Origin of the sequence: Pseudarthrobacter sp. NPDC059871 (genome assembly GCF_042731175.1) — a bacterium.
In the GTDB taxonomy this organism is placed as follows: Bacteria; Actinomycetota; Actinomycetes; order Actinomycetales; family Micrococcaceae; genus Arthrobacter.
On the sequence record NZ_JBHWJV010000002.1, the window covers coordinates 239,119 to 259,903 of the forward strand.

Here is a 20,785-nt window from a genome sequence, read left to right on the forward strand (position 1 = left end):
TTCATCATGCGTGATGTACTCCGGACGGTGTATAGCTAGAAGCTGACGCAGCACCATCACGCGCGCAAAGTACACGCCGTGCAGCACTACCGGAAGGGACGGGGCCAGCCCCCGAACAGATGAAAGCTAAGAATTTCTTCAAGGGCCCGGGCATCTGGATCGTCGTTGTTGTCGGTCTGCTCCTGGTGGCCTTTGCAACGCTGGCCCCCGGCGGTGCGTCGCGGATCGACACCGATAAGGGCCTGGAACTGCTTGCCGGCAGCAACGTGGAGCAGGCCAAAATCTTCGACGGGGAGAACCGCGTTGACCTCACGCTGAAGGATGACCTGGAGGTGGACGGCCAGAACAAGGGCAAGAGCGTCCAGTTCTTCTTCGTCGATGCCCGCGCCACGGACGTGGTCAAGGCTGTCACCGATTCCAAGCCGGCGCAGGGCTACACGGACCAGCCCATCGAGAGCAACTGGTTCTCCGGCCTGCTGTCCCTCCTTATTCCGGTCATCCTGCTGGGCGCCCTCTTCTGGTTCCTCATGACCCGCATGCAGGGTGGCGGCTCCAAGATCATGCAGTTCGGCAAGTCCAAGGCCAAGATGGTCAGCAAGGACATGCCGCAGGTGACTTTCGCGGACGTCGCCGGTTCGGATGAAGCGGTCGAAGAGCTCCAGGAGATCAAGGAATTCCTGCAGGAACCGGCCAAGTTCCAGGCTGTTGGCGCCAAGATCCCCAAGGGCGTGCTGCTGTACGGCCCTCCAGGTACCGGTAAGACCCTGCTGGCACGCGCCGTTGCCGGTGAAGCAGGCGTCCCCTTCTTCTCGATCTCCGGCTCGGACTTTGTGGAAATGTTCGTGGGTGTGGGTGCGTCCCGTGTCCGCGACCTCTTCGAACAGGCCAAGGCCAACTCCCCGGCGATCATCTTCGTGGACGAGATCGACGCCGTCGGCCGCCACCGCGGTGCCGGCATTGGCGGCGGCAACGACGAACGCGAGCAGACCCTCAACCAGCTGCTGGTAGAGATGGACGGCTTCGACGTCAAGACAAACGTCATCCTGATCGCCGCCACCAACCGGCCGGACGTCCTGGACCCCGCACTGCTGCGGCCGGGCCGTTTCGACCGGCAGATCGGCGTCGAGGCGCCGGACATGATCGGCCGTGACCAGATCCTGCAGGTGCACGCCAAGGGCAAGCCCATGGCTCCCGGCGTCGACCTCAAGGCTGTTGCCAAGAAGACCCCCGGTTACACCGGTGCGGACCTGGCCAACGTGCTTAACGAGGCCGCCCTGCTGACGGCGCGCTCCAACGCCAACCTCATCGACGACCGCGCCCTGGACGAGGCAATCGACCGCGTGATGGCCGGACCGCAGAAGCGCAGCCGGGTCATGAAGGAACACGAACGCAAGATCACCGCCTACCACGAAGGCGGTCACGCCCTGGTGGCGGCTGCCCTGCGGAACTCGGCCCCGGTCACCAAGATCACCATCCTTCCCCGCGGCCGTGCCCTGGGCTACACCATGGTGGTGCCGGACAACGACAAGTACTCCGTCACCCGCAACGAGCTCCTGGACCAGATGGCGTACGCCATGGGCGGCCGCGTGGCCGAGGAAATCGTGTTCCACGATCCGTCCACCGGCGCCTCGAACGACATCGAGAAGGCCACCGGCACCGCCCGCAAGATGGTCACCGAGTACGGCATGAGCGAACGCGTGGGTGCCGTGCGCCTGGGCCAGGGCGGCGGCGAGCCGTTCCTGGGCCGCGACGCCGGGCACGAGCGCAACTACTCCGACCAGATCGCCTACGTGGTGGACGAGGAAGTGCGCCGCCTCATCGACCAGGCACACGACGAGGCGTACGCCATCCTCACCGAGAACCGTGACGTCCTGGACAGCCTCGCCCTGGAGTTGCTGGAACGGGAAACCCTTAACCAGTCCGAGATCGCCGAAATATTCCGTGACATCCGCAAGCGCGATTTCCGCGAGGTGTGGCTGTCCAAGGAATCCCGTCCGGTCCAGGCCGCCGGCCCTGTGGAGTCCCACCAGGAGCGGGCAGAACGCGAGGCCCAGGAGGAAGCCAAGCAGGCCCGCCTGGATGAGCCGCTGGACGCCCAGCCGCCGCATCCGCAGGGCGTTCCGGAAGACGCACCGTTCCAGGGAGGCGTCCCCGAATCGGGGCCGGACACCCTTCGCGGCTAAGCTTTCCCTGTGACTTCCTTCGACGACGACGCCGTTTCCGCCTCCGCCGCTAACCCGGCGGGGGACGGTTCCACCCATGCCCCGCACCACAAGGTGGACCGGCCAAGGATTGAAGCGGCTGTCCGTGAAATCCTCCTGGCCATCGGCGAGGACCCGGACCGGGGCGGACTCATCGACACCCCCAAGCGGGTGGCGAAGGCGTACGCCGAGGTTTTTGCGGGACTGCACCACGACCCCGCCGACGTCCTGTCCACCACGTTCGAACTGGACCATGAAGAACTGGTCCTGGTGAAGGACATCCCCTTCTACTCCACCTGCGAGCACCACCTGGTGCCGTTCCACGGTGTGGCCCATGTGGGCTACATTCCCTCCCACGACGGGAAGGTCACCGGACTGAGCAAGCTGGCCCGGCTCGTGGACATCTACGCCCGCCGCCCCCAGGTTCAGGAGCGGCTCACCACGGAGATTGTCGAAGCGCTGGTCCTCCACCTCAAGCCGCGTGGGGCCATCGTCGTTGTCGAATGCGAGCACATGTGCATGTCAATGCGCGGTATCCGCAAGCCCGGAGCAAAGACCGTCACCAGTGCGGTCCGCGGGCAGCTTCATGACCCGGCCACCCGTGCCGAGGCCATGAGCCTCATCCTCGGAAGGTAACCACACAAGACCATGGACTCACTAGCTGCAGCCCCGGGAACCGGGCCCGCAACCTCGCCGCTCCCCATCCTGCGCAAACCGCGCCCGGCCGCGCGCTTCGAGGACCTGCCCACAGACCGCACCCTGGTCATGGGCATCCTCAACGTCACCCCTGATTCGTTCAGTGACGGCGGCAAGCACGCCACGGCGGACACCGCCATCGCCGCGGGCCTGCGCATGTTTTACGCCGGCGCGGACATCATCGACGTCGGCGGGGAATCGACCCGTCCCGGCGCTGAGGACGTCTCCCCGGACGAGGAGCAGAAGCGCGTCCTCCCTGTCATCGAAGCGCTGGTCAAGGCTGGCGCCCTGGTCAGCATCGACACCACCCACGCCGCTACCGCAGCCGCTGCGCTGAAGGCCGGCGCCGCCATCATCAACGACGTTTCCGGGCTGACCATCGAACCCGAAATGGCTGAGCTCGTGGCCTCGTCCAAGGCGCCGTACATCCTTACGCACCGCCGCGGCGATGCCCGCACCATGAACTCCCTTGCGGAATACACGGACGTGGCCGGCGAAGTGGTGGCAGAACTGGCCGGTGTGCGGGACAAGCTGTATGCCGCCGGCGTCAGCGCTGAGCAGATCATCGTCGATCCCGGCCTGGGTTTTGCGAAGAACGACGCCCAGAACTGGGAACTGCTGCAGAACCTGGAGCAGCTGGAGGCCTTGGGCCACCGTGTCCTGGTTGCGGCCTCCCGCAAGCGGTTCCTCGGCACCCTCCTGACGGTGGCCGGAAAGTCCGCAGCCCCGGAAGAGCGTGACGGAGCCACGGCAGCCATTACGGCAATCAGCGCCGCCCGCGGCGCCTGGGCCGTCCGCGTGCACGACGTCGGATCCAGCCTTGACGCCGTCAAGGTCGCCGCGCGCATGGCGGCAGTACCCAAAGCACCGTAAGCGCCGGGGGAACCATGGACAGGATTACGCTGACCGGTGTGACGGCCGTCGGCCATCATGGTGTGTTTGATTTTGAGCGCCGCGAGGGCCAGCCATTTGTGGTGGACGCCGTCCTGTATCTTGACTTCGCCGCCGCTGCGGAGTCCGACGACGTCAGCGACACCGCCCACTACGGTGAGGTGGCGCAGCGTATTACCGACTGGATTTCCGGGGAGCCGCTGAACCTCATTGAGGCGCTGGCGGTCCGGATCGCTGACGGCCTGCTGTCCGAGTTTGGTCTCCAGGCCGTGGACATCACCGTGCACAAACCCCAGGCGCCCATCGAGGTGCCCTTCGGGGACGTGGCAGTGTCCGTGCACCGGAGACGGCCCGCCGTTGCTTCGGGCCGCCCGGTGGAACCCGCTTCCGGAGGCACACCGTGAACGCGGTGTACACCAAGGCGGTCCTGGCCCTGGGAAGCAACCTCGGCGAACGCAACGACACCCTGTCCAGCGCGGTGGCTGACCTCGTTGACCCGCCGGAGGTCCGCCTCCTTGCGGTGTCCCCGATCATCCAGACCAAAGCCGTGGGCGGCCCGCCGGGGCAACCCGACTTCCTGAACATGGTCCTCACTGTTGAAACCAGCCTGACTCCCCATGAGCTGCTGGAACATTGCCAGGCGGTGGAGAACAAGCACCACCGGGTCCGCGAGGTTCGCTGGGGGCCGCGGACGCTCGACGTCGACATCATCACCTACGGCGACGTGCGCAGCGACGATCCCGTGCTGACCCTGCCGCACCCGCGCGCCGCCAGCCGGGCGTTCGTGCTGTACCCGTGGTCGCTGATCGACCCCGCCGCCACCCTTGAGGGGGAGCGCATCAGTGCCCTCGCGGCCCGGGCGGAAGACTACGGCGACCTTGCCCCGTTCGATGGCTTCGGCGACTTTGACGGGATGCCGACCGCCGGGGCGGTGACGGACCGTTGAAGCCCATTAACCCGCTGCGGCTGCTGTTGATCGGCGTCATCCTGACCGTGGCCGGCTGGGCCGGAACGGTGATCACGAGCCGCTACGGCATGGCCACTCCGGTGCTGCCGGCCACCGCGCTGGCCACCATGGGCGTGATCGTGGCCATCACCCTGGTGCTGGGTATCCGCATCCTGCGCTGGCGTAACAGCATCAAGCCCAACAGCACGGCAAAGAAAACAGCACTGGATCCGCTGCTCGCCGCCCGCACGCTCATCCTGGCCCAGGCCTGCGCCTACGCCGGAACGGTGCTTCTCGGCTGGCATGTGGGAATCTTCCTGGACCAGCTGCGGATCTGGAGCTTCCGCAGCCACCAGGACATCGCCTGGCTGGCGCTCGGCATGGCCGGCGGCGGCCTGGTGATGATCATCGTTGGCCTGGTGGTGGAGCGGTTCTGCAAGATTCCGCCGGAGGACGGCGATACGAAGGGCGTGGACGGCAAGCCGGGCCGCGCACCACGGGGAGAAGCCGCCGGGGAAGGCGAATATGCGTACCGAGGCGATTGACCCGCCCGGCATCGACTGGCACCGGGTGTCACCGAAGTTCGTGACCGTACGGCTGGTGCAGTGGGCACTTGGCAACCTGGCCGCCGTCGTAATCCTCAGCCTTCCGCTCGTGTTTGTCCTGCTCGGGTGGTGGCGGTGGCCGCCGCTGTGGCTGGCCATCACCGTTCCGGCCGTGACGCTGGTGGTGGCCCTCTGGCGGCTGGTGCTGATCCCGCGCCAGGTCAGGGCCATCGGCTATGCCGAGCGCGACGACGACCTCCTGGTCCGCAGCGGCATCTTCTTCCAGCGGACCATGGCTGTGCCCTACGGCCGGATGCAGTACGTGGACGTCGCCGTGGGCCCCGTTGAGCGCAGCCTCGGCCTCTGCACGGTCAAGCTGCACACCGCATCGCCCGGCACCAACGCGCACATCCCCGGGCTTCCGGAGGCAGAGGGAGCGCGGCTCCGCGAGCAGCTCGCGGCCCGCGGCGAGGCCAGGCTGGCGGGACTGTGACCGCTGACGGGCGGTTCCCCCGTCACGGGGTGCGGGAAGACAGTGCATCCGCTGACCCAACGGCTGCCAGCTCACAGCCCGCCGGCCCAACGTCCGCCAGCTCTGTTTCAGGCGGTTCCGTGCCCGCCGGCCGGGTGCCCGCCGCATCAACTGCTACTGCTCCGGACGCTGCGGGTCCCGGGATCGCAACGCCCGACGACGGATGGTTGCGTGTCCACCCGGCGTCACCCTTTGTACGCGGCTGGGTCGCGCTGGCCGCCATCGGCTTCTTCTTCGGCCGCGACATCTTTGAACGGATCCTGCAGGGCAGGCCCATGTTCGAAGACGGATTTGCCGGCCGGGTGCCTTGGTTGGTGGCCGGCGGCGGAGCCGTCCTGCTGGTAGCGGTCCTCAGCTTTGTCCTCACCTGGTACTTCACCAAGTACCAGGTGTCTGGCGGCTACGTCCGCGTCAACACAGGCTTCCTGTTCCGGCAGCAGCGCCAGGCCCGGCTTGACCGGGTGCAGGCCATCGATATCGTGCAGCCGCTGCTGGCCCGCATCTTCGGGCTGGCCGAACTCAAGTTCGAGGTGGCCGACGCCGGCGAATCGGCAGTGCGGCTGGCTTACCTGAAGATCGATGACGCCCAGCAGTTGCGGGCCACCATCCTGGCCCGTGCCGCCGGTATCGACGAAGATGCCGAAAACCCTGGCGCCCCCGCGCCCGAGGCGCCGGAGTATCCGGTACTGTCCGTGCCGCCGTCGCGCCTTTTCGGTTCGCTGCTGCTGAGCGAGCAGAGCCTGTTCGTGGTGGTGGGCGGTGTGGCGTCGGTGCTGCTCTCGGCCGTTACGGACAACCGGGCGTTCTACTTCTACCTGATTCCCGCGGCGCTTGGCCTCGCGGCGAGCTACTGGAACCTGTTCAACAAGGGGTACAACTTCACGGCGGCCATCTCGCCGGACGGCATCCGGCTCCGTTACGGACTGCTGGATACCCAGGCGCAGACGCTGCCGCCGGGGCGGATCCAGGCGCTGAAGATCAGCCAGCCGCCGCTGTGGCGGCCGTTCGGCTGGTACCGAATGCAGGTCAATGTGGCCGGTTATGGGCTGGTGGAGAACGCGGGGGAAGCGTCATCCCGGACCACCCTCCTGCCCGTCGGCAAGCTCGACGATGCGATGAACATGCTCGCTTTGGTGCTGCCCGACCCCGGCACGTCCCGCCCTGCCGAGGTTTTCGGCGCGGGCCTCACCGGGCTGGATTCCGACGGCGGCTTCGTCACCACCCCGCGCCGCGCCCGGCTGTTGGCCCCGCTGGGGTGGCGGCGCAACGGCTTCGCCGCCACGGATACTGCTCTGCTCATACGCTCGGGGCGTTGGTGGCGGAACCTGGTGCTCGTGCCGCACCAGCGGACCCAGTCCATGGCGCTGCACCAGGGCCCGCTGGCCCGGCGGTTCCGGGTGGCCGACCTGGTCCTGCACACCACCGCCGGTCCGGTGGTTCCGCGCCTGACGCAGGCCGGGCTGGACGAGGCGCGGGCGCTTTTCGATGAGCAGTCGGCCCGTGCCCGGCTGGCCCGGAAACGGCAAACCACCGAACAGTGGCTCCGGCAGGTGGCGCCTTCGGGTGCTGCCCCTGAGGCGCCGGCGGCTGAAACCGGGCCATTCGGAATTGAAGCCCACCAGCAACAGGAAGGTCCCCACCATGGCTAAGCCCGGACGCCTCGGCGTCGGAATCATTGGAGCGGGCAAGGTGGGCGCCGTCCTGGGTGCGGCCCTGCGCGCCGCCGAGCACGCCGTTGTGGGTGTTTCCGCGGTGTCCGAGGCCAGCCGTGAACGGGCCGAAACCCTGCTTCCCGGGGTTCCCGTCCTGGAAGTGCAGGACATCGTGGAGCGCGCCGAGCTGGTGCTCCTCGCTGTGCCCGACGACGCGCTCCCCGGCCTGGTGGACGGGCTGGCGAAGCTCGGTGCGTGGCAGCCGGGACAGCTGGTGGCCCACACGTCAGGCCGGTTTGGGGTTGGCGTGCTGCATCCCGTGCGCGCTGCCGGGGCCGTTCCGCTGGCGCTGCACCCGGCCATGACCTTCACCGGAATGAGCCTGGACCTGACGCGCCTGCTCGACTGCACGTTCGGCGTCACGGCCGATGCCGCCATGCTGCCCATTGCGCAGGCGCTGGTGGTGGAGATGGGCTCCGAACCGGTAGCCATCGCAGAAGCTGACCGAACGCTCTATCACGCTGCCCTGGCGCACGGGTCCAACCATCTGGTCACCCTGGTGGCCCAGTCGTCCCAGTTGCTGCGAGAGGTGGGGGTGGAGCAGCCCGAACGCATGCTTGGCCCCCTGTTGCGCGCAACCCTGGAAAACGCACTGGCGTCTGGAGAATCTGCGCTGACCGGACCGGTTGCCCGCGGTGATGTGGGCACGGTGGAGGCGCATGCACAGGCCTTGCGGGAGTACGACGGCGGCGGGCATGGCGATGTCCTCGCGGCGTACCTTGCCATGGCACGCGCCACCGCCCGGCGGGCCGAAGCGCGCGGGTTGCTGAAGGCGGACCAGCTTGAAGGGCTGAACCAGGCCCTCGGATCCAAGGAGGACTGACCGTGGCCATCAAACTTGTCACCAGCGTGGCCGGGCTGCATGCCGAGAGTGCGCGGCTCCTGTCCGAAAAGCGGGGAGCCTCGCAAGGGTTGGTCCCCACCATGGGCGCGCTCCATGAGGGGCATGCGGCCTTGGCGAGGACCGCCGTCGAACAGAACGATGTGGTGGTTGCCAGCATCTTCGTGAACCCGCTGCAGTTCGGCGATGCCGTGGACCTTGACCGGTACCCGAGGACACTGGACGCCGACCTTGCTCTGCTCGACGCCCAAGGTGTCGATATCGCGTTCGCTCCTTCTGTCGAAGAGGTCTACCCGGGTGGCGAGCCGCTGGTGCGCATCACGTCGGGACGGCTGGGGGAGAAGTGGGAAGGCGCATCCCGCCCGGGTCACTTCGATGGTGCACTCACGGTTGTGGCCAAGCTGCTGCACTATGGCATCCCGGCGGCCGGCCGGGTTGGTGACGGGCCGTCGGCGTCGTCGGTGAATGGACTGCCCGCCTACCGCGCCTACTTTGGCCAGAAGGACGCCCAGCAGCTGGCGCTGGTGCGGCGCATGGTGGCAGACCTCAACTTCCCCGTCGACATTGTGGGCGTCCCCACCGTCCGCTCCACCGAGGGCCTTGCGCTGTCCAGCCGTAACCGGTTCCTGTCAGACGAGGAACGGGATGCGGCACTGGTCCTTTCCCGTGCCCTGCGGCTGTTGGAGGAGCGTGCCAGCGCCCATGAGCCGCTGGACCTCGGGTCCGCGCTGGCGATGGTGGAGTCGCAGCCGCTGGTGAAGCTGGACTACTTCGACGTCGTGGATCCGGCCACGTTGGAGCCCGTGGCTGAAAACTGCCGCGAGACCCCTTTCCGGGGTGAAGCCCTTGCCCTCATAGCCGCCAAAGTTGGACCAGTGCGGCTGATCGACAATTTGCCCCTGAGCTCCTAGGCGCTCCCGGGTTCCCGGGTTCCCGCGCGAGTTCACGCGCGCCTGAGTTCACACGCGCCTGAGTCCACACGCCTCTGTCGTCACACACCCCTGACTTCACATGCGACTGCCTTCACATGCGACCGCCTGAATTCAGGCGGCGAGGTAGGCCTTGAGTGCGCGTTCGAGTGGGCTTAGTTCGTCCGGTTGGTTGATTGCCGTCACGCCCAATTCGCTGGTTGCACCAGACTCGCCCGCGGCGCCAACGTCTCCGGCCGCGCCAATGTCTCCGGTCAGGGCCTGGTTCTGATCGGGGAGTCGGGGTGGCCAGTGGGGTGGTTGGGGGTCGGGGTGTTGGCCCGGGTAGTGGCGGCCGGTGGGTGAGGTCCAGCCGGGTGGTTCGGTTGTGGTGGCTGGTGTGGGGGTCCAGCCGCTGTGGTGTTTGAGACGGTGATGTTTGGGGCAGAGTTGTGCCAGGTTACTGACTCCTGTTGTGCCGTGGTGTTGCCAGGCGGTGAGGTGGTCGGTGTCGTTGTCTGTGCTGGGGTTGGTGCAGCCGGGAAACGTGCAGTGTCCATCGCGCATCCTGATCCAGCGTTTCATCGCCTCCGACAACCGGTAACCGGTCCTGCCAATCTCGAGCGGCGCACCGGTACGCGGGTCGACGAGGACCCGGTAAAACGAGGCCGCCCCGTCAGCAACGAGCTTCCGGGCCATGGCTGCCGGGATGGGCCCGTATCCGTCGAGGGCTGCCGGTTCGTCGGTGCGTCCCAGCAGGGTGAACAGCGGCACGGTGACCAGCACGTCGGCCTTGAGTGCGGGGACCTTGCTGAGGTCAACCGCGTAAGGGTCGCTCCCGGTGCCACTGTCAGCATCGTTGCCGCCGGGAACTCCGTGGACGCCAGCCATACCACCGGCTTGTCGGCCATCGTCAGAGCGGCCTGTGCCAGTGGTTCCGGTGTGGGCGCGCAATAGGAGCGCGGCGGCGACGTCCGGCCGCAACTGGGTGAGGGTGCGTGTTTCGCCGGGGCCTTGGAGGCCGCGGGCGATTGCTGTGGTCTTGTTCCAGATGGCGCAGGCGGTGTCCCCGGGCAGGACCAGGGTAATCGTTGCCATCCCGTCGGCCTCGGGGCGGTATTCCATCCGCCGGTCCGCCACGCACCTGGTGTGCCGTTCCTGGACGGATGCGGGGTAGGTGCGTTCGCGCCAGGTCCTGACTTTCCGGCGGAACAGGTGCGCCACGAGGTCACCGGGCGCGGACCCCCGGGCCGGGTTGGGGGCGTCGGGGTCGAAGAAATGCGCGACCAGCGCGGCAGCGCTCTCGGGGGCGAGGCAGTCGGTTTCGTCGGCCACGATCACCGCGTGCCGCCACGACAATGACCCCGCAGCCAGCGCACCCGCCACCGCCGGCATCGCGCAGACCTTCCGGGACTGGCTGACGAACGCTGCCGCCGCGCCCGGGCTGAGCGTCAGCACCCCGGCGACCTCCGCCGTCGTGGACATCTCCACGAACGCCCGCTCCGACCCCGTGGCATCCGGCGGCGTCACCGCCTCCTGGAACTCGGCGAACTCCGCGGCGTCCCGGGCTTTGCCCGCCGCCACCTGGGCCTCCAACTGCTTCCAGAGCGTTAGCCGCTGCAGCCGAAGCTCCGACTTCCGCCCCAACACATCAACTGCTTCACGGGCCACCGCTTCAGGGTCGGTCCGGTCCAGCTCGAAATCACTCAGGAACAGCGCGTCGAGGCCCGCGACAGAGGCCCGAAGACCCTCCATCACCGCTGTCTCCTCGACCCGAGCAGCCGCCGCGTTTCCCATAAAAGAATTCTCGCGCGAGGGTCTGACATTTCAGGAGAGCCCTAACCCATCGCCCCGCGATGCAACGCGCGGAAGCCTCCGCCCGCCGTCGTACGTTCCATAAAACGAGCGTGGCTTCCGGAGATGGCGCCGCAACGGGCCGCACCCCACCCGAACACAGATAAAGGATAGTCAGCTTGCTTATTACCTTCGGTTTTCCTAGGCTGGAATCTGTCAGGCAAGCAACTCTCGAAGCAGTGCACTGGGCCCTCATAACTGGGCGCAGCGGCCGGCTTCAAGCGAGGAGGAACCATGTCAGAACACAACATCGCAGGCAAGAAGGTTGCATTCCTGCTCACGGACGGCGTGGAGCAGATTGAGCTGACCAGCCCGTGGCAGGCAGTGAAGGACGCCGGTGGCGAGCCCACCCTCGTAGCCCCCAGCAGCGGCAAGCTGCAGGGCTTCAACGGCACGGACAAGGGCGATACGTTCGACGTGGACCTCACCGTCGCCGAAGCCAACGCCTCGGACTTTGACGCGCTGGTCATTCCCGGTGGCGTGGTCAACGCAGACCACCTGAGGGCGGACAAGGACGCGCAGAGCTTCACGCGAAGCTTCTTCGAGCAGCACAAGCCGGTGGCATCCATCTGCCACGGACCGTGGGTGCTCATTGACGCCGGCGTGATCCGCGGCCGGAACGTCACGTCCTACTTCACGTTGGAAACCGACCTCAAGAACGCCGGAGCCAGCTGGACAGACGAGGAAGTGGTGGTGGACCAGGGCCTGGTGACCAGCCGAAACCCCGATGACCTGCCTGCTTTCAACAGCAAGCTCGTCGAAGAAATCGCCGAAGGGCAGCACGCGGGCCAGACCGCCTGACACCTGATGTTCCCTCAGGGTTTGGGAAAAGATTCCGTGCGGAGGAATTACTCCAGCCGGTAGAGTGTTGGCATCTGCAGCGGCCAGGTTCGCGCATCACCCACCACTCTCCCTGAGGGAACACTCATGTCTACCGAAGTATCTCCGAACGCCAACGGCCAGCCGGCCCAGGCGGCAGGAACCAAGCCCGCCGCGCCGGAGAAAATGTCCCGCGAATCGGTGACGATCATCAGCACCCTGCTGGTGGCCACCTTCGTGGTGATCCTCAACGAAACCATCATGAACGTCGCGCTGCAGCGCCTCATGGTGGACCTCCAGGTGGATGCCCCCACCGTGCAGTGGCTCTCCACCGGCTTCATGCTCACCATGGCCGTGGTTATCCCCACCACAGGCTTCATCCTGCAGAGCCTCTCCACCCGAGCCGTGTTCATGCTGGCCATGGGACTGTTTGCCGGCGGTACCGCGCTGGCCGCCGTCGCGCCCGGATTCGAGATCCTCCTGCTGGCCCGCATCGTCCAGGCCGGCGGCACGGCGATCATGCTCCCGCTGCTGATGACCACCATCCTCACCCTGGTTCCGCTGGCCAAGCGCGGTGCGGTGATGGGCAACGTCAGCATCGCCATCTCCGTGGCTCCGGCCATGGGCCCCACGGTGTCCGGTTTGATCCTTGAGCACTTCACCTGGCGATTCATGTTCGTGTTCGTCCTGCCGGTGGCGCTGGCCGCCCTGGCGATCGGTGCGAAGTACCTGACGAACATCGGCGAAACCGAAAAGACGAAGCTCGATCTCCTGTCCGTCTTCCTGACCGTTCCGGCCTTCGGCGGCCTAGTTTACGGCCTCAGCCAGATCGGCGGCGGCCACGGCGGCCAGGCCGGTCCCAGTGCAGGTGCCATCGCCGCGTTGGTCATCGGCGTCGCGGCGCTGGCGGTCTTCGTGATGCGCCAGGTCCGCCTGCAGAAGGCCTCGGCGCCGCTGCTGGACCTCGGCGCGTTCAACTTCCGCATGTTCACCGTCTCCGTCCTGCTGATGGTGGTGGCCATGATGGCGCTGTTCGGCGGCGTGATCCTGCTGCCGCTGTACCTGCAGGAAGTCCGCGGACTTGGCTCGTTGGAAACCGGCCTGGCACTGCTGCCCGGCGGCCTGGCCATGGGCCTCCTCGGCCCCGTCATTGGCCGCCTGTTCGACAAAGTGGGGCCGCTGCCGCTGACCGTCACCGGGTCCATCCTGATGGTGGTGACGCTGTGGCAGTTCTCCATGCTCGACGCCGGCACGGCGGTTGCGTGGATCGTCACCTTGCACGTGGGGTTGAGTTTCGGGCTCGCGCTGCTGTTCACGCCTGCGTTCACCACGGGCCTGAACCCGCTGCCGCCGCACCTGTACTCGCACGGCTCTGCCATCATGAGCACCACGCAGCAGGTTGCCGGTGCCGCCGGCACGGCACTGCTGGTGTCCATCTTCTCCGTGGTCAGCGCGACGTCGGGACTCGTCGCCGGGATGAGCGCCGCCTTCATGACGGCAACCGTCATAGCCCTCGCCGCCGTCGTACTTTCCGCGATGATGCGCAAGACCGAAGGTGCGGTACCGGGCCACGGCCCGGCGCACTAACCGGTAACAGGCTCAACAAAAAAGGCCGTTGCTCCCAGTGGGGCAACGGCTTTTTGTGCCGGTCAGCCGGCGTAGAAGTCGCTCAGTTCCTTGACCAGCTTGTCCGGGGCCTTGATGACGCCGTCGTGCCCGAAGCCGGGGAGGATGGTGTAGCTGGAGCCGGACAGGACGTCGTGGATCTGGCCGCAGGCCACGCCAAAGTAGGCGGGGCTCTTCTCGCCCACAACGATCAGCGTTTCAAGGGGCAGTTCCAGGAACGGCTCGGCAGGCATGTCCGCGGCGATGATTGCCTTGATTTCGCGGACACCGGTGCGCATCAGTTCCCGCTGCTGCTTGCCCTCTGAAGTGCCTGCGGTCAGCTTGTTGGCGAGAGTCATCATGGAGAGCGGCATGCGGGACGACAACGGTCCCGGCGCCTCCAAGCCACGCTGGATGACGGCCAGGGCGCGGTCGTCGTCCCCGGCAGCAATGGCGGTCTCGTATTCGCCGATCCAGTCGGCCTTGACCGACTGGTTGACGGACACGGCGGGATCGTAAACGGCCAGGCGTTCCACCGGCAGGGTCCGGGCCGCGTGCAGGGCCACTGCTCCGCCGAAGCTGTGGCCGAAAATGTCAGTGCTGGAGGTGTGTTTCATGACCACGTCGAGGTCGCGGATGTCCACGTCCAGCGTGTAATCCTCCGGCTGCGGCGAGGACGAACCCCGGCCGCGGCGGTTGAACGTGTGCACCGGCCGGCCCAGGGCCGCACTGAGTTTCTGGGCGAACTTGGTGTAGTCCGCCGCCGTGACCATGGAGGGCGGCACGATCACCACCCCTGAGCCGCCGGAAGCAAGGTCGGCGCCGGTGGTAAAGAGCTCCAGAGTGCCGCCGTCGGGGGTCCTGATGTTCTCACGCGTCATGATCTGAGCCTATCTGAGCAACCTGACCGCGGACACAACGCCGCAGTTAACGGGTGCTGGCCGGAAGGCACCTTTCCTGCACGATGCTGCGGGTGAATGCCTCAGGCCGTGAAGTACTCCGAGATGTCCGCCACCAGTTCCTTGACGGCGGCCGGGATGGAGCCGTGGAAGCACTTGGGCGAAACCTCGAAGGTGCTGCCGGGGACCGCTGCGTGCAGGCGCTGCGCCGTCACCTTGTAATAGCTAGGGCTCTTGCCTCCCGCCATGAAGTGCGTACCGGCGGGAAGCACGCTGAAGTCCCTGGCATGGTCCTTTTCGTTGTATGCCGCACGCAGTTCTCCCACGCCGCTGGGCATGACCTGGCGGAAGACCTTGTTGACCTTGGTCCGCGACAGTACCGCCATCAGCCCGGCCAGCACCGGCTCCGGGATTCTCGCCATGGCCGATCCCGGGCTGGTGGCCTTCTTCATGTGGGCCAGGGCATGCCCGACTTTGCCGTCGTTGACGGCCTTCTCGAAGCCGTCCAGCCACTTGGTGTCGATACTGCCGTCGATGTTCACCGCGGCGTCGTAAACGGCCAGCTTGTCGGGAACGTATCCGGTTCCGGTGAATTCCTGCACAGCGTTCAGTGCCACCGAACCGCCCAGGCTGTGGCCCAGGATGTTGCGGGCACCGGTGGCATCCATCACGGTGCGGACATCCTCGATCTCCGTGGCCATCGAGTAGCCGGGCGGCTGCGGTGAAGAACTGCCGCGGCCCCTGCGGTCATAGACGTCAACTGCCCATCCCTCACCCAGGCCCTTTGCCAGCGCGATCGAGAACGGACGGTAGATCAGGGCGGTAAGGAAAGCCCCGCCGATTAGCACCACCCTCTTCTCCCCGGGCGCGTCCTCGGTGCCGTAGCTGTACAAGGCCAAGTGGCCGCCGTCGTGCGTGGGAAGGACCTGTTCTTTCACCAGCCCATCGTAGGGTGCGTGCCTGCGGGGCAGCTGAAAGCCCGGTTTTGCAATGCCCGGTAAACTTGATGATTGTGACTTCCCAAAACACCCCCGCTCCCAAGAACGCCCCCGAGCCGCTCGACGCCAGCGAGCAGATGCGCATCCGTATGGAAAAGCGCGCCAAACTCCTCGAGCGCGGCGCCGAAGCGTACCCCGTGGGTGTGGAGCGCACGCACTCCCTGGCGGAGATCCGCGAGAAGTACGCGCACCTGGAAGCCGACGAAACCACGGGGGACGTCGTAGGCGTCACCGGGCGCGTGGTGTTCATCCGCAACACCGGCAAGCTCTGCTTCGCCACACTCCAGGAAGGCGGCACGGACGGCAAGGGAACCCGTCTGCAGGCCATGCTGAGCCTCGCCAACGTGGGTGAAGAAGCGCTGGCCGACTGGAAGGCCCTCGTTGACCTCGGCGACCACGTGTTCATCAAGGGTGAGGTCATCTCCTCCCGCCGCGGCGAACTCTCCGTCATGGCCGAATCGTGGGGCATGGCTTCCAAGGCCCTGCGCCCGCTGCCCGTGCTGCACGCGGAGCTGAACGAGGAAACCCGTGTCCGCCAGCGCTACGTGGACCTGATGGTCCGCGACGAAGCCCGCGAAATGGTCTACACGCGTGCCGCGATCACGCGTTCCATCCGTGAATCGCTGTTCCGCCACCAGTACGTCGAGGTGGAGACGCCCATCCTCCAACTGGTCCACGGCGGCGCACTGGCGCGGCCCTTCGAGACGCACATGAACGCCTTCGACCAGAAGATGACCCTGCGGATCGCCACCGAGCTCTACCTCAAGCGCGCCGTGGTGGGCGGCATCGACCGCGTCTACGACATGGGCCGCGTCTTCCGCAACGAGGGCGTTGACTCCACGCACAGCCCCGAGTTCACCACCCTCGAATGCTACGAGGCCTGGGCCGACCAGTTCGTCATGGCGGATCGCATCAAGGAGATCATCCTCGACGCCGCCGACGCCGTTGGTGCCGGCCGCACCGTCCAGACCGAAGCGGGGGAGATCAACCTCGACGGTGACTGGGCCTGGCTGGCCGTCTACCCGGGATTGTCCGACGCCGTTGGCCAGGAAATCACGCCGGACACTTCGCTTGAGGTGCTTCGCGAGATTGCCGCCAAGCATGAGGTGAAGGTGGACCCCAAGTGGGACGCCGAGAAGACGGTGGTGGAACTGTTCGGCGAGATTGTCGAGCCCACGCTGCTGAACCCCACCTTCGTCTACGACTACCCGCCCTCCGCCCAGCCGCTGGCCCGCCCGCACCGCGAGGACGGACGCCTCATCGAAGCGTGGGACCTCATCATCGGCGGCATGGAGCGCGGTACCGCGTTCTCGGAGCTGATCGACCCCGTGATCCAGCGCGAGCGTCTAACGGAGCAGTCACGCCACGCCGCTGCCGGTGACGACGAAGCCATGCAGCTGGACGAGGACTTCCTCCGCGCCCTCGAATACGGTGCCCCGCCCATGGGCGGCATCGGCCTGGGTATCGACCGGCTGGTGATGCTGTTTACCGGCGCCGGAATCCGGGAAACCATACTTTTCCCCCTCCTCAAGCCTGAAGGGCACTGACCATGGAGTACGTTGCAGTCCTGCTTCCATCCCTTGTTGTAGGCCTGTTGTTCTGGTTTGCCATGAAGGCTGTATTTAATGCCGATAAATCAGAGCGCCAGGCTGAAGCCCGGGCGCAGGCCGAAGCCGATGCCCGGTCGGGTCTCGGCAACGGCCCGGATACCGGCCGAAAATAGATAAAATCCCCTATCTGCCCCCTGTTATCCCCAGAGGCCATTTGTCGCTTTGACGCGTCGGCATAAAAAGAGCGATAATTTTCTTTGGGAAACATCCTGCTTTTCTGAACACCGAAACTTTCCAGCAAAAGGAAGACTCTAAATGGCACAGAAAGTAAACATCATCCTCGTTGATGATCTGGATGGGGGATCCGCAGACGAGAATGTAAAGTTTGGCCTCGATGGGGTCAACTACGAGATTGACCTTTCGGCGGCCAACGCCACCGAACTCCGGTCTTCGCTGGAGCGCTATGTTGGCGCTGCGCGCAAGTCCTCCGGTGGCCGTGCGGCTGCCAAGGCCAAGGCTCCTGCAGGGAGCGGCCGCAGCCACGATTCGGCACAGATCCGCCAGTGGGCGCGGGATAACGGCTACACCGTTAACAGCCGCGGCCGAATTCAGGCGGAAATCCAGGAAGCCTACCAAAAGGCCAATTCCTAGCTGCCGCAGGACCCTGGTTTAAGCCCTGTTCCCCGTCGCCGGGGAGCAGGGCTTTGTTTATTGGCGACGGTGCTCGGTTGGGATGGTCCACCTGTCATTCAGGGCAGCCGGCCGTCCCTTTTAGCCTCATCTGGCTTCCCCCGTCAGGTCTGCGCCATCAAAGGCGCCGGCCTTCAACTGCGCCGCCGTTCGGGAATAGAGTCCGGAAGCCCTGGTGCCGGGAATGGCTTTTCGCAGCCCAGGGCAAACACCCAAAGCAGGGGCAATCAGTGAACTGGGGCCAACGCCGGGCTTTTCCCCTTTATAGTCAGCGGCACTGATGATCGTTTCAATAATCCAGGGAGTGGAAGTGGCCGCTATCCGGGCCGCAGCCGAACACCTAATGCAAAGCCCGCAACGTCCGCGGCCCGGCCATCACCAATGCTGCGCATCCAACCTTGGGTCAACCCCTGAAAAGGGTGTGGGTTTCCCCTGTGGCGAACACGCTCCACAAGATTGGGTCGGCCACGTAGCATCAAAGTACGTCGTAGCTAGGAGTGTGGCGAAATGTTTGAGCGATTTACGGACCGTGCCCGTCGCGTAGTTGTGCTTGCCCAAGAAGAGGCACGCATGCTGAACCACAATTACATCGGTACCGAACACATCCTTCTGGGTCTAATCCATGAAGGTGAAGGCGTTGCCGCCAAAGCTCTTGAGTCTTTGAGCATTTCGCTCGACGGCGTTCGCGAGCAGGTGCAGGAGATCATCGGCCAGGGCCAGCAGGCTCCCTCCGGTCACATCCCCTTCACCCCCCGCGCCAAGAAGGTACTGGAGCTCTCGCTGCGCGAGGCCCTCCAGTTGGGCCACAACTACATCGGCACCGAGCACATCCTGCTCGGCCTGATCCGCGAGGGTGAGGGCGTAGCCGCCCAGGTCCTGGTGAAGCTGGGCGCCGATCTCAACCGTGTCCGCCAGCAGGTCATCCAGCTCCTCTCCGGCTACCAGGGCAAGGAAACCACCGGCGCAGGCGTCGGCGGCGGCCAGCCCGAAGGCGCCCCTGCGGGGTCGGTAGTCCTCGACCAGTTCGGCCGCAACCTCACCCAGGCTGCGCGCGAGAACAAGCTGGACCCAGTCATCGGGCGCGAGCAGGAGATGGAACGCGTCATGCAGGTCCTCTCCCGCCGTACCAAGAACAACCCGGTCCTTATCGGCGAACCCGGTGTGGGTAAGACGGCCGTCGTCGAGGGCCTTGCCCAGGCGATCGTCCGCGGCGACGTCCCGGAGACCATCAAGGACAAGCAGCTCTACACCTTGGACCTCGGGTCCCTGGTGGCAGGCTCCCGCTACCGCGGTGACTTCGAAGAGCGCCTGAAGAAGGTCCTCAAGGAGATCCGCACCCGTGGCGACATCATCCTGTTCATCGATGAGATCCACACCCTGGTGGGTGCCGGTGCCGCCGAAGGCGCCATCGATGCAGCCTCGATCCTGAAGCCCATGCTGGCCCGCGGCGAGTTGCAGACCATCGGTGCCACCACCCTGGACGAATACCGCAAGCACATCGAGAAGGACGCCGCCCTGGAGCGCCGCTTCCAGCCGATCCAGGTCAAGGAACCCTCCGTGGCGCACGCCATTGAGATCCTCAAGGGCCTGCGTGACCGCTACGAGGCACACCACCGCGTCACCATCACCGACGGCGCCCTGGCCTCCGCGGCCAGCCTCGCCGAGCGCTACATTTCGGACCGCTTCCTGCCGGACAAGGCTATCGACCTGATCGACGAGGCCGGCGCCCGACTGCGCATCCGCCGCATGACCGCTCCGCCAGAGCTCAAGGCCATGGACGAGCGCATTGCCAAGCTGAAGATGGAGAAGGAATCCGCCATCGACGCACAGGACTTCGAAGGCGCCGCAGCGCTCCGCGACAAGGAGCAGAAGATGATCTCCGAGCGGTCGGAGAAGGAGCGCCACTGGAAGTCCGGCGGCATGGACGACATCTCCGAGGTGGATGAGGATCTCATCGCCGAGGTGCTGGCGAACTCCACCGGCATCCCCGTCTTCAAGCTGACCGAGGAAGAGTCCTCGCGCCTGCTCAAGATGGAAGACGAACTGCACAAGCGCGTCGTGGGCCAGGACGAGGCCATCAAGGCACTGTCCCAGGCCATCCGCCGCACCCGTGCAGGGCTCAAGGACCCCAAGCGTCCCGGCGGCTCGTTCATCTTCGCTGGCCCCACCGGCGTCGGCAAGACCGAACTGGCCAAGGCACTCGCGGAGTTCCTGTTCGGTGAAGAGGACGCCCTCATCACCCTGGACATGTCCGAGTACTCCGAGAAGCACACCGTCTCGCGGCTCTTCGGTGCCCCTCCGGGCTACGTGGGCTACGAAGAGGGTGGCCAGCTGACCGAGAAGGTCCGGCGCCGTCCGTTCTCCGTGGTGCTGTTCGACGAAGTGGAAAAGGCCCACGCGGACCTCTTCAACTCGCTGCTGCAGATCCTGGAAGACGGCCGCCTGACCGACTCCCAGGGCCGCGTGGTGGACTTCAAGAACACCGTGATCATCATGACCACGAACCTCGGTACCCGGGACATCTCCAAGAGCGTCGCCACCGGCTTCCAGTCCGGCACCGACACGCAGACCGGCTACAACCGGATGCGTGCCCGCGTCACGGAGGAACTCAAGCAGCACTTCCGCCCCGAGTTCCTGAACCGTGTCGACGACGTCGTGGTGTTCCCGCAGCTGACGCAGGACGAGATCATCGAGATCGTGGATCTGTTCGTGAACCGCCTCGAGAAGCGGCTCAAGGACAAGGACATGGGCATCGAGCTGACCGCGGCCGCCAAGGTACTCCTGGCCACCCGCGGTTACGACCCCGCGATGGGTGCCCGGCCGCTGCGCCGCACCATCCAGCGCGAGATCGAGGACCAGCTGTCCGAGAAGATCCTGTTCGGCGAGATCCACCCCGGCGACATCGTCGTAGTGGACGTCGAAGGCGAAGGCGACGACGCGAAGTTCACCTTCGCCGGCAACGCCAAGCCGCGCATCCCGGAAATCGCCCCGAGCGTCTAACCGGTCAGAAGTACACCAGCGGAAGCCCCGCCACTCCGCAAAGGAGCGGCGGGGCTTTCGCTTTTCCTCCATCCTTCCAGTGGCTGAGTCCGCGAAGC

At 65.9% G+C, this 20,785-nt stretch carries 19 protein-coding genes; 16 read left to right on the top strand and 3 right to left on the bottom strand.

Features of this window, described 5'->3' with window-relative positions; all coding sequences use genetic code 11:
• Positions 1-119 precede the first annotated feature (119 nt).
• The 10 genes from ftsH (at position 120) to ACFV4R_RS03915 (ending at position 9,275) form a co-directional block, all read left to right on the top strand.
• Complete coding sequence (gene ftsH, locus ACFV4R_RS03870; RefSeq protein ID WP_377201124.1) at positions 120-2,183, top strand: ATP-dependent zinc metalloprotease FtsH; 2,064 nt, start codon at positions 120-122, stop codon at positions 2,181-2,183.
• A 9-nt stretch (positions 2,184-2,192) separates the two neighbouring features.
• Positions 2,193-2,837 carry a GTP cyclohydrolase I FolE gene (gene folE, locus ACFV4R_RS03875; protein WP_377201125.1) on the top strand — a complete coding sequence of 215 codons (645 nt, stop codon included), beginning with the start codon at positions 2,193-2,195 and terminating at the stop codon, positions 2,835-2,837.
• Between the two features lie 12 nt (positions 2,838-2,849).
• Positions 2,850-3,770: a dihydropteroate synthase gene (folP, locus tag ACFV4R_RS03880; RefSeq protein WP_377201126.1), complete on the top strand. Its 921-nt coding sequence runs from the start codon at positions 2,850-2,852 to the stop codon at positions 3,768-3,770.
• 14 nt (positions 3,771-3,784) lie between these two features.
• Positions 3,785-4,192, top strand: coding sequence for a dihydroneopterin aldolase (folB, locus tag ACFV4R_RS03885; protein WP_377201127.1), 408 nt, complete (start codon positions 3,785-3,787; stop codon positions 4,190-4,192).
• Positions 4,189-4,734 (top strand): 2-amino-4-hydroxy-6-hydroxymethyldihydropteridine diphosphokinase, encoded by a 546-nt coding sequence (gene folK / locus ACFV4R_RS03890; protein WP_091717422.1) that lies wholly within the window; start codon positions 4,189-4,191, stop codon positions 4,732-4,734. The genes folB and folK overlap by 4 nt, the downstream gene beginning before the upstream one ends.
• Positions 4,731-5,279, top strand: a complete 549-nt coding sequence (locus tag ACFV4R_RS03895) for a DUF3180 domain-containing protein (protein ID WP_314212134.1) — start codon at positions 4,731-4,733, stop codon at positions 5,277-5,279. Before folK ends, ACFV4R_RS03895 begins: the two co-directional genes overlap by 4 nt.
• Positions 5,260-5,772, top strand: a complete 513-nt coding sequence (locus ACFV4R_RS03900) for a PH domain-containing protein (RefSeq protein WP_091717426.1) — start codon at positions 5,260-5,262, stop codon at positions 5,770-5,772. The genes ACFV4R_RS03895 and ACFV4R_RS03900 overlap by 20 nt, the downstream gene beginning before the upstream one ends.
• A 119-nt stretch (positions 5,773-5,891) precedes the next feature.
• Positions 5,892-7,460: a PH domain-containing protein gene (locus ACFV4R_RS03905; RefSeq protein ID WP_377201128.1), complete on the top strand. Its 1,569-nt coding sequence runs from the start codon at positions 5,892-5,894 to the stop codon at positions 7,458-7,460.
• Positions 7,453-8,346 (top strand): Rossmann-like and DUF2520 domain-containing protein, encoded by an 894-nt coding sequence (locus ACFV4R_RS03910; protein WP_377201129.1) that lies wholly within the window; start codon positions 7,453-7,455, stop codon positions 8,344-8,346. Before ACFV4R_RS03905 ends, ACFV4R_RS03910 begins: the two co-directional genes overlap by 8 nt.
• 2 nt (positions 8,347-8,348) lie before the next feature.
• Positions 8,349-9,275 carry a 4-phosphopantoate--beta-alanine ligase gene (locus ACFV4R_RS03915; protein WP_377201130.1) on the top strand — a complete coding sequence of 309 codons (927 nt, stop codon included), beginning with the start codon at positions 8,349-8,351 and terminating at the stop codon, positions 9,273-9,275.
• 132 nt (positions 9,276-9,407) lie between these two features.
• Here the strand turns inward: ACFV4R_RS03915 and ACFV4R_RS03920 are convergent, their stop codons facing one another.
• Entirely contained in the window at positions 9,408-11,027 is a 1,620-nt protein-coding gene (locus tag ACFV4R_RS03920; RefSeq protein WP_377201335.1) for a DUF222 domain-containing protein, read from the bottom strand.
• Between the two features lie 333 nt (positions 11,028-11,360).
• Between ACFV4R_RS03920 and ACFV4R_RS03925 the strand changes: the two genes are divergently transcribed.
• Both ACFV4R_RS03925 and ACFV4R_RS03930 read left to right on the top strand, forming a co-directional pair.
• Positions 11,361-11,927 carry a type 1 glutamine amidotransferase domain-containing protein gene (locus ACFV4R_RS03925; protein ID WP_377201131.1) on the top strand — a complete coding sequence of 189 codons (567 nt, stop codon included), beginning with the start codon at positions 11,361-11,363 and terminating at the stop codon, positions 11,925-11,927.
• 126 nt (positions 11,928-12,053) lie between these two features.
• The gene (locus tag ACFV4R_RS03930) at positions 12,054-13,532 is read left to right on the top strand and encodes a DHA2 family efflux MFS transporter permease subunit (protein ID WP_377201132.1); all 1,479 of its coding nucleotides are present in this window, start codon (positions 12,054-12,056) and stop codon (positions 13,530-13,532) included.
• 62 nt (positions 13,533-13,594) lie between these two features.
• Here the strand turns inward: ACFV4R_RS03930 and ACFV4R_RS03935 are convergent, their stop codons facing one another.
• Together ACFV4R_RS03935 and ACFV4R_RS03940 are read right to left on the bottom strand one after the other, a co-directional pair.
• The gene (locus ACFV4R_RS03935; protein WP_377201133.1) at positions 13,595-14,431 is read right to left on the bottom strand and encodes an alpha/beta fold hydrolase; all 837 of its coding nucleotides are present in this window, start codon (positions 14,429-14,431) and stop codon (positions 13,595-13,597) included.
• Between the two features lie 101 nt (positions 14,432-14,532).
• The gene (locus ACFV4R_RS03940; protein WP_377201134.1) at positions 14,533-15,387 is read right to left on the bottom strand and encodes an alpha/beta fold hydrolase; all 855 of its coding nucleotides are present in this window, start codon (positions 15,385-15,387) and stop codon (positions 14,533-14,535) included.
• A gap of 68 nt (positions 15,388-15,455) precedes the next feature.
• Between ACFV4R_RS03940 and lysS the strand changes: the two genes are divergently transcribed.
• The 4 genes from lysS to ACFV4R_RS03960 all read left to right on the top strand — a co-directional run bounded on the left by lysS (position 15,456) and on the right by ACFV4R_RS03960 (position 20,687).
• Entirely contained in the window at positions 15,456-16,994 is a 1,539-nt protein-coding gene (gene lysS, locus ACFV4R_RS03945; RefSeq protein WP_377201135.1) for a lysine--tRNA ligase, read from the top strand.
• 2 nt (positions 16,995-16,996) lie between these two features.
• Positions 16,997-17,170, top strand: coding sequence for a hypothetical protein (locus tag ACFV4R_RS03950; RefSeq protein ID WP_377201136.1), 174 nt, complete (start codon positions 16,997-16,999; stop codon positions 17,168-17,170).
• Positions 17,171-17,312: 142 nt separating this feature from the next.
• Entirely contained in the window at positions 17,313-17,648 is a 336-nt protein-coding gene (locus ACFV4R_RS03955; RefSeq protein WP_015935558.1) for an Lsr2 family protein, read from the top strand.
• A 546-nt stretch (positions 17,649-18,194) separates the two neighbouring features.
• The gene (locus tag ACFV4R_RS03960; RefSeq protein ID WP_268159874.1) at positions 18,195-20,687 is read left to right on the top strand and encodes an ATP-dependent Clp protease ATP-binding subunit; all 2,493 of its coding nucleotides are present in this window, start codon (positions 18,195-18,197) and stop codon (positions 20,685-20,687) included.
• Positions 20,688-20,785: the final 98 nt, after the last annotated feature.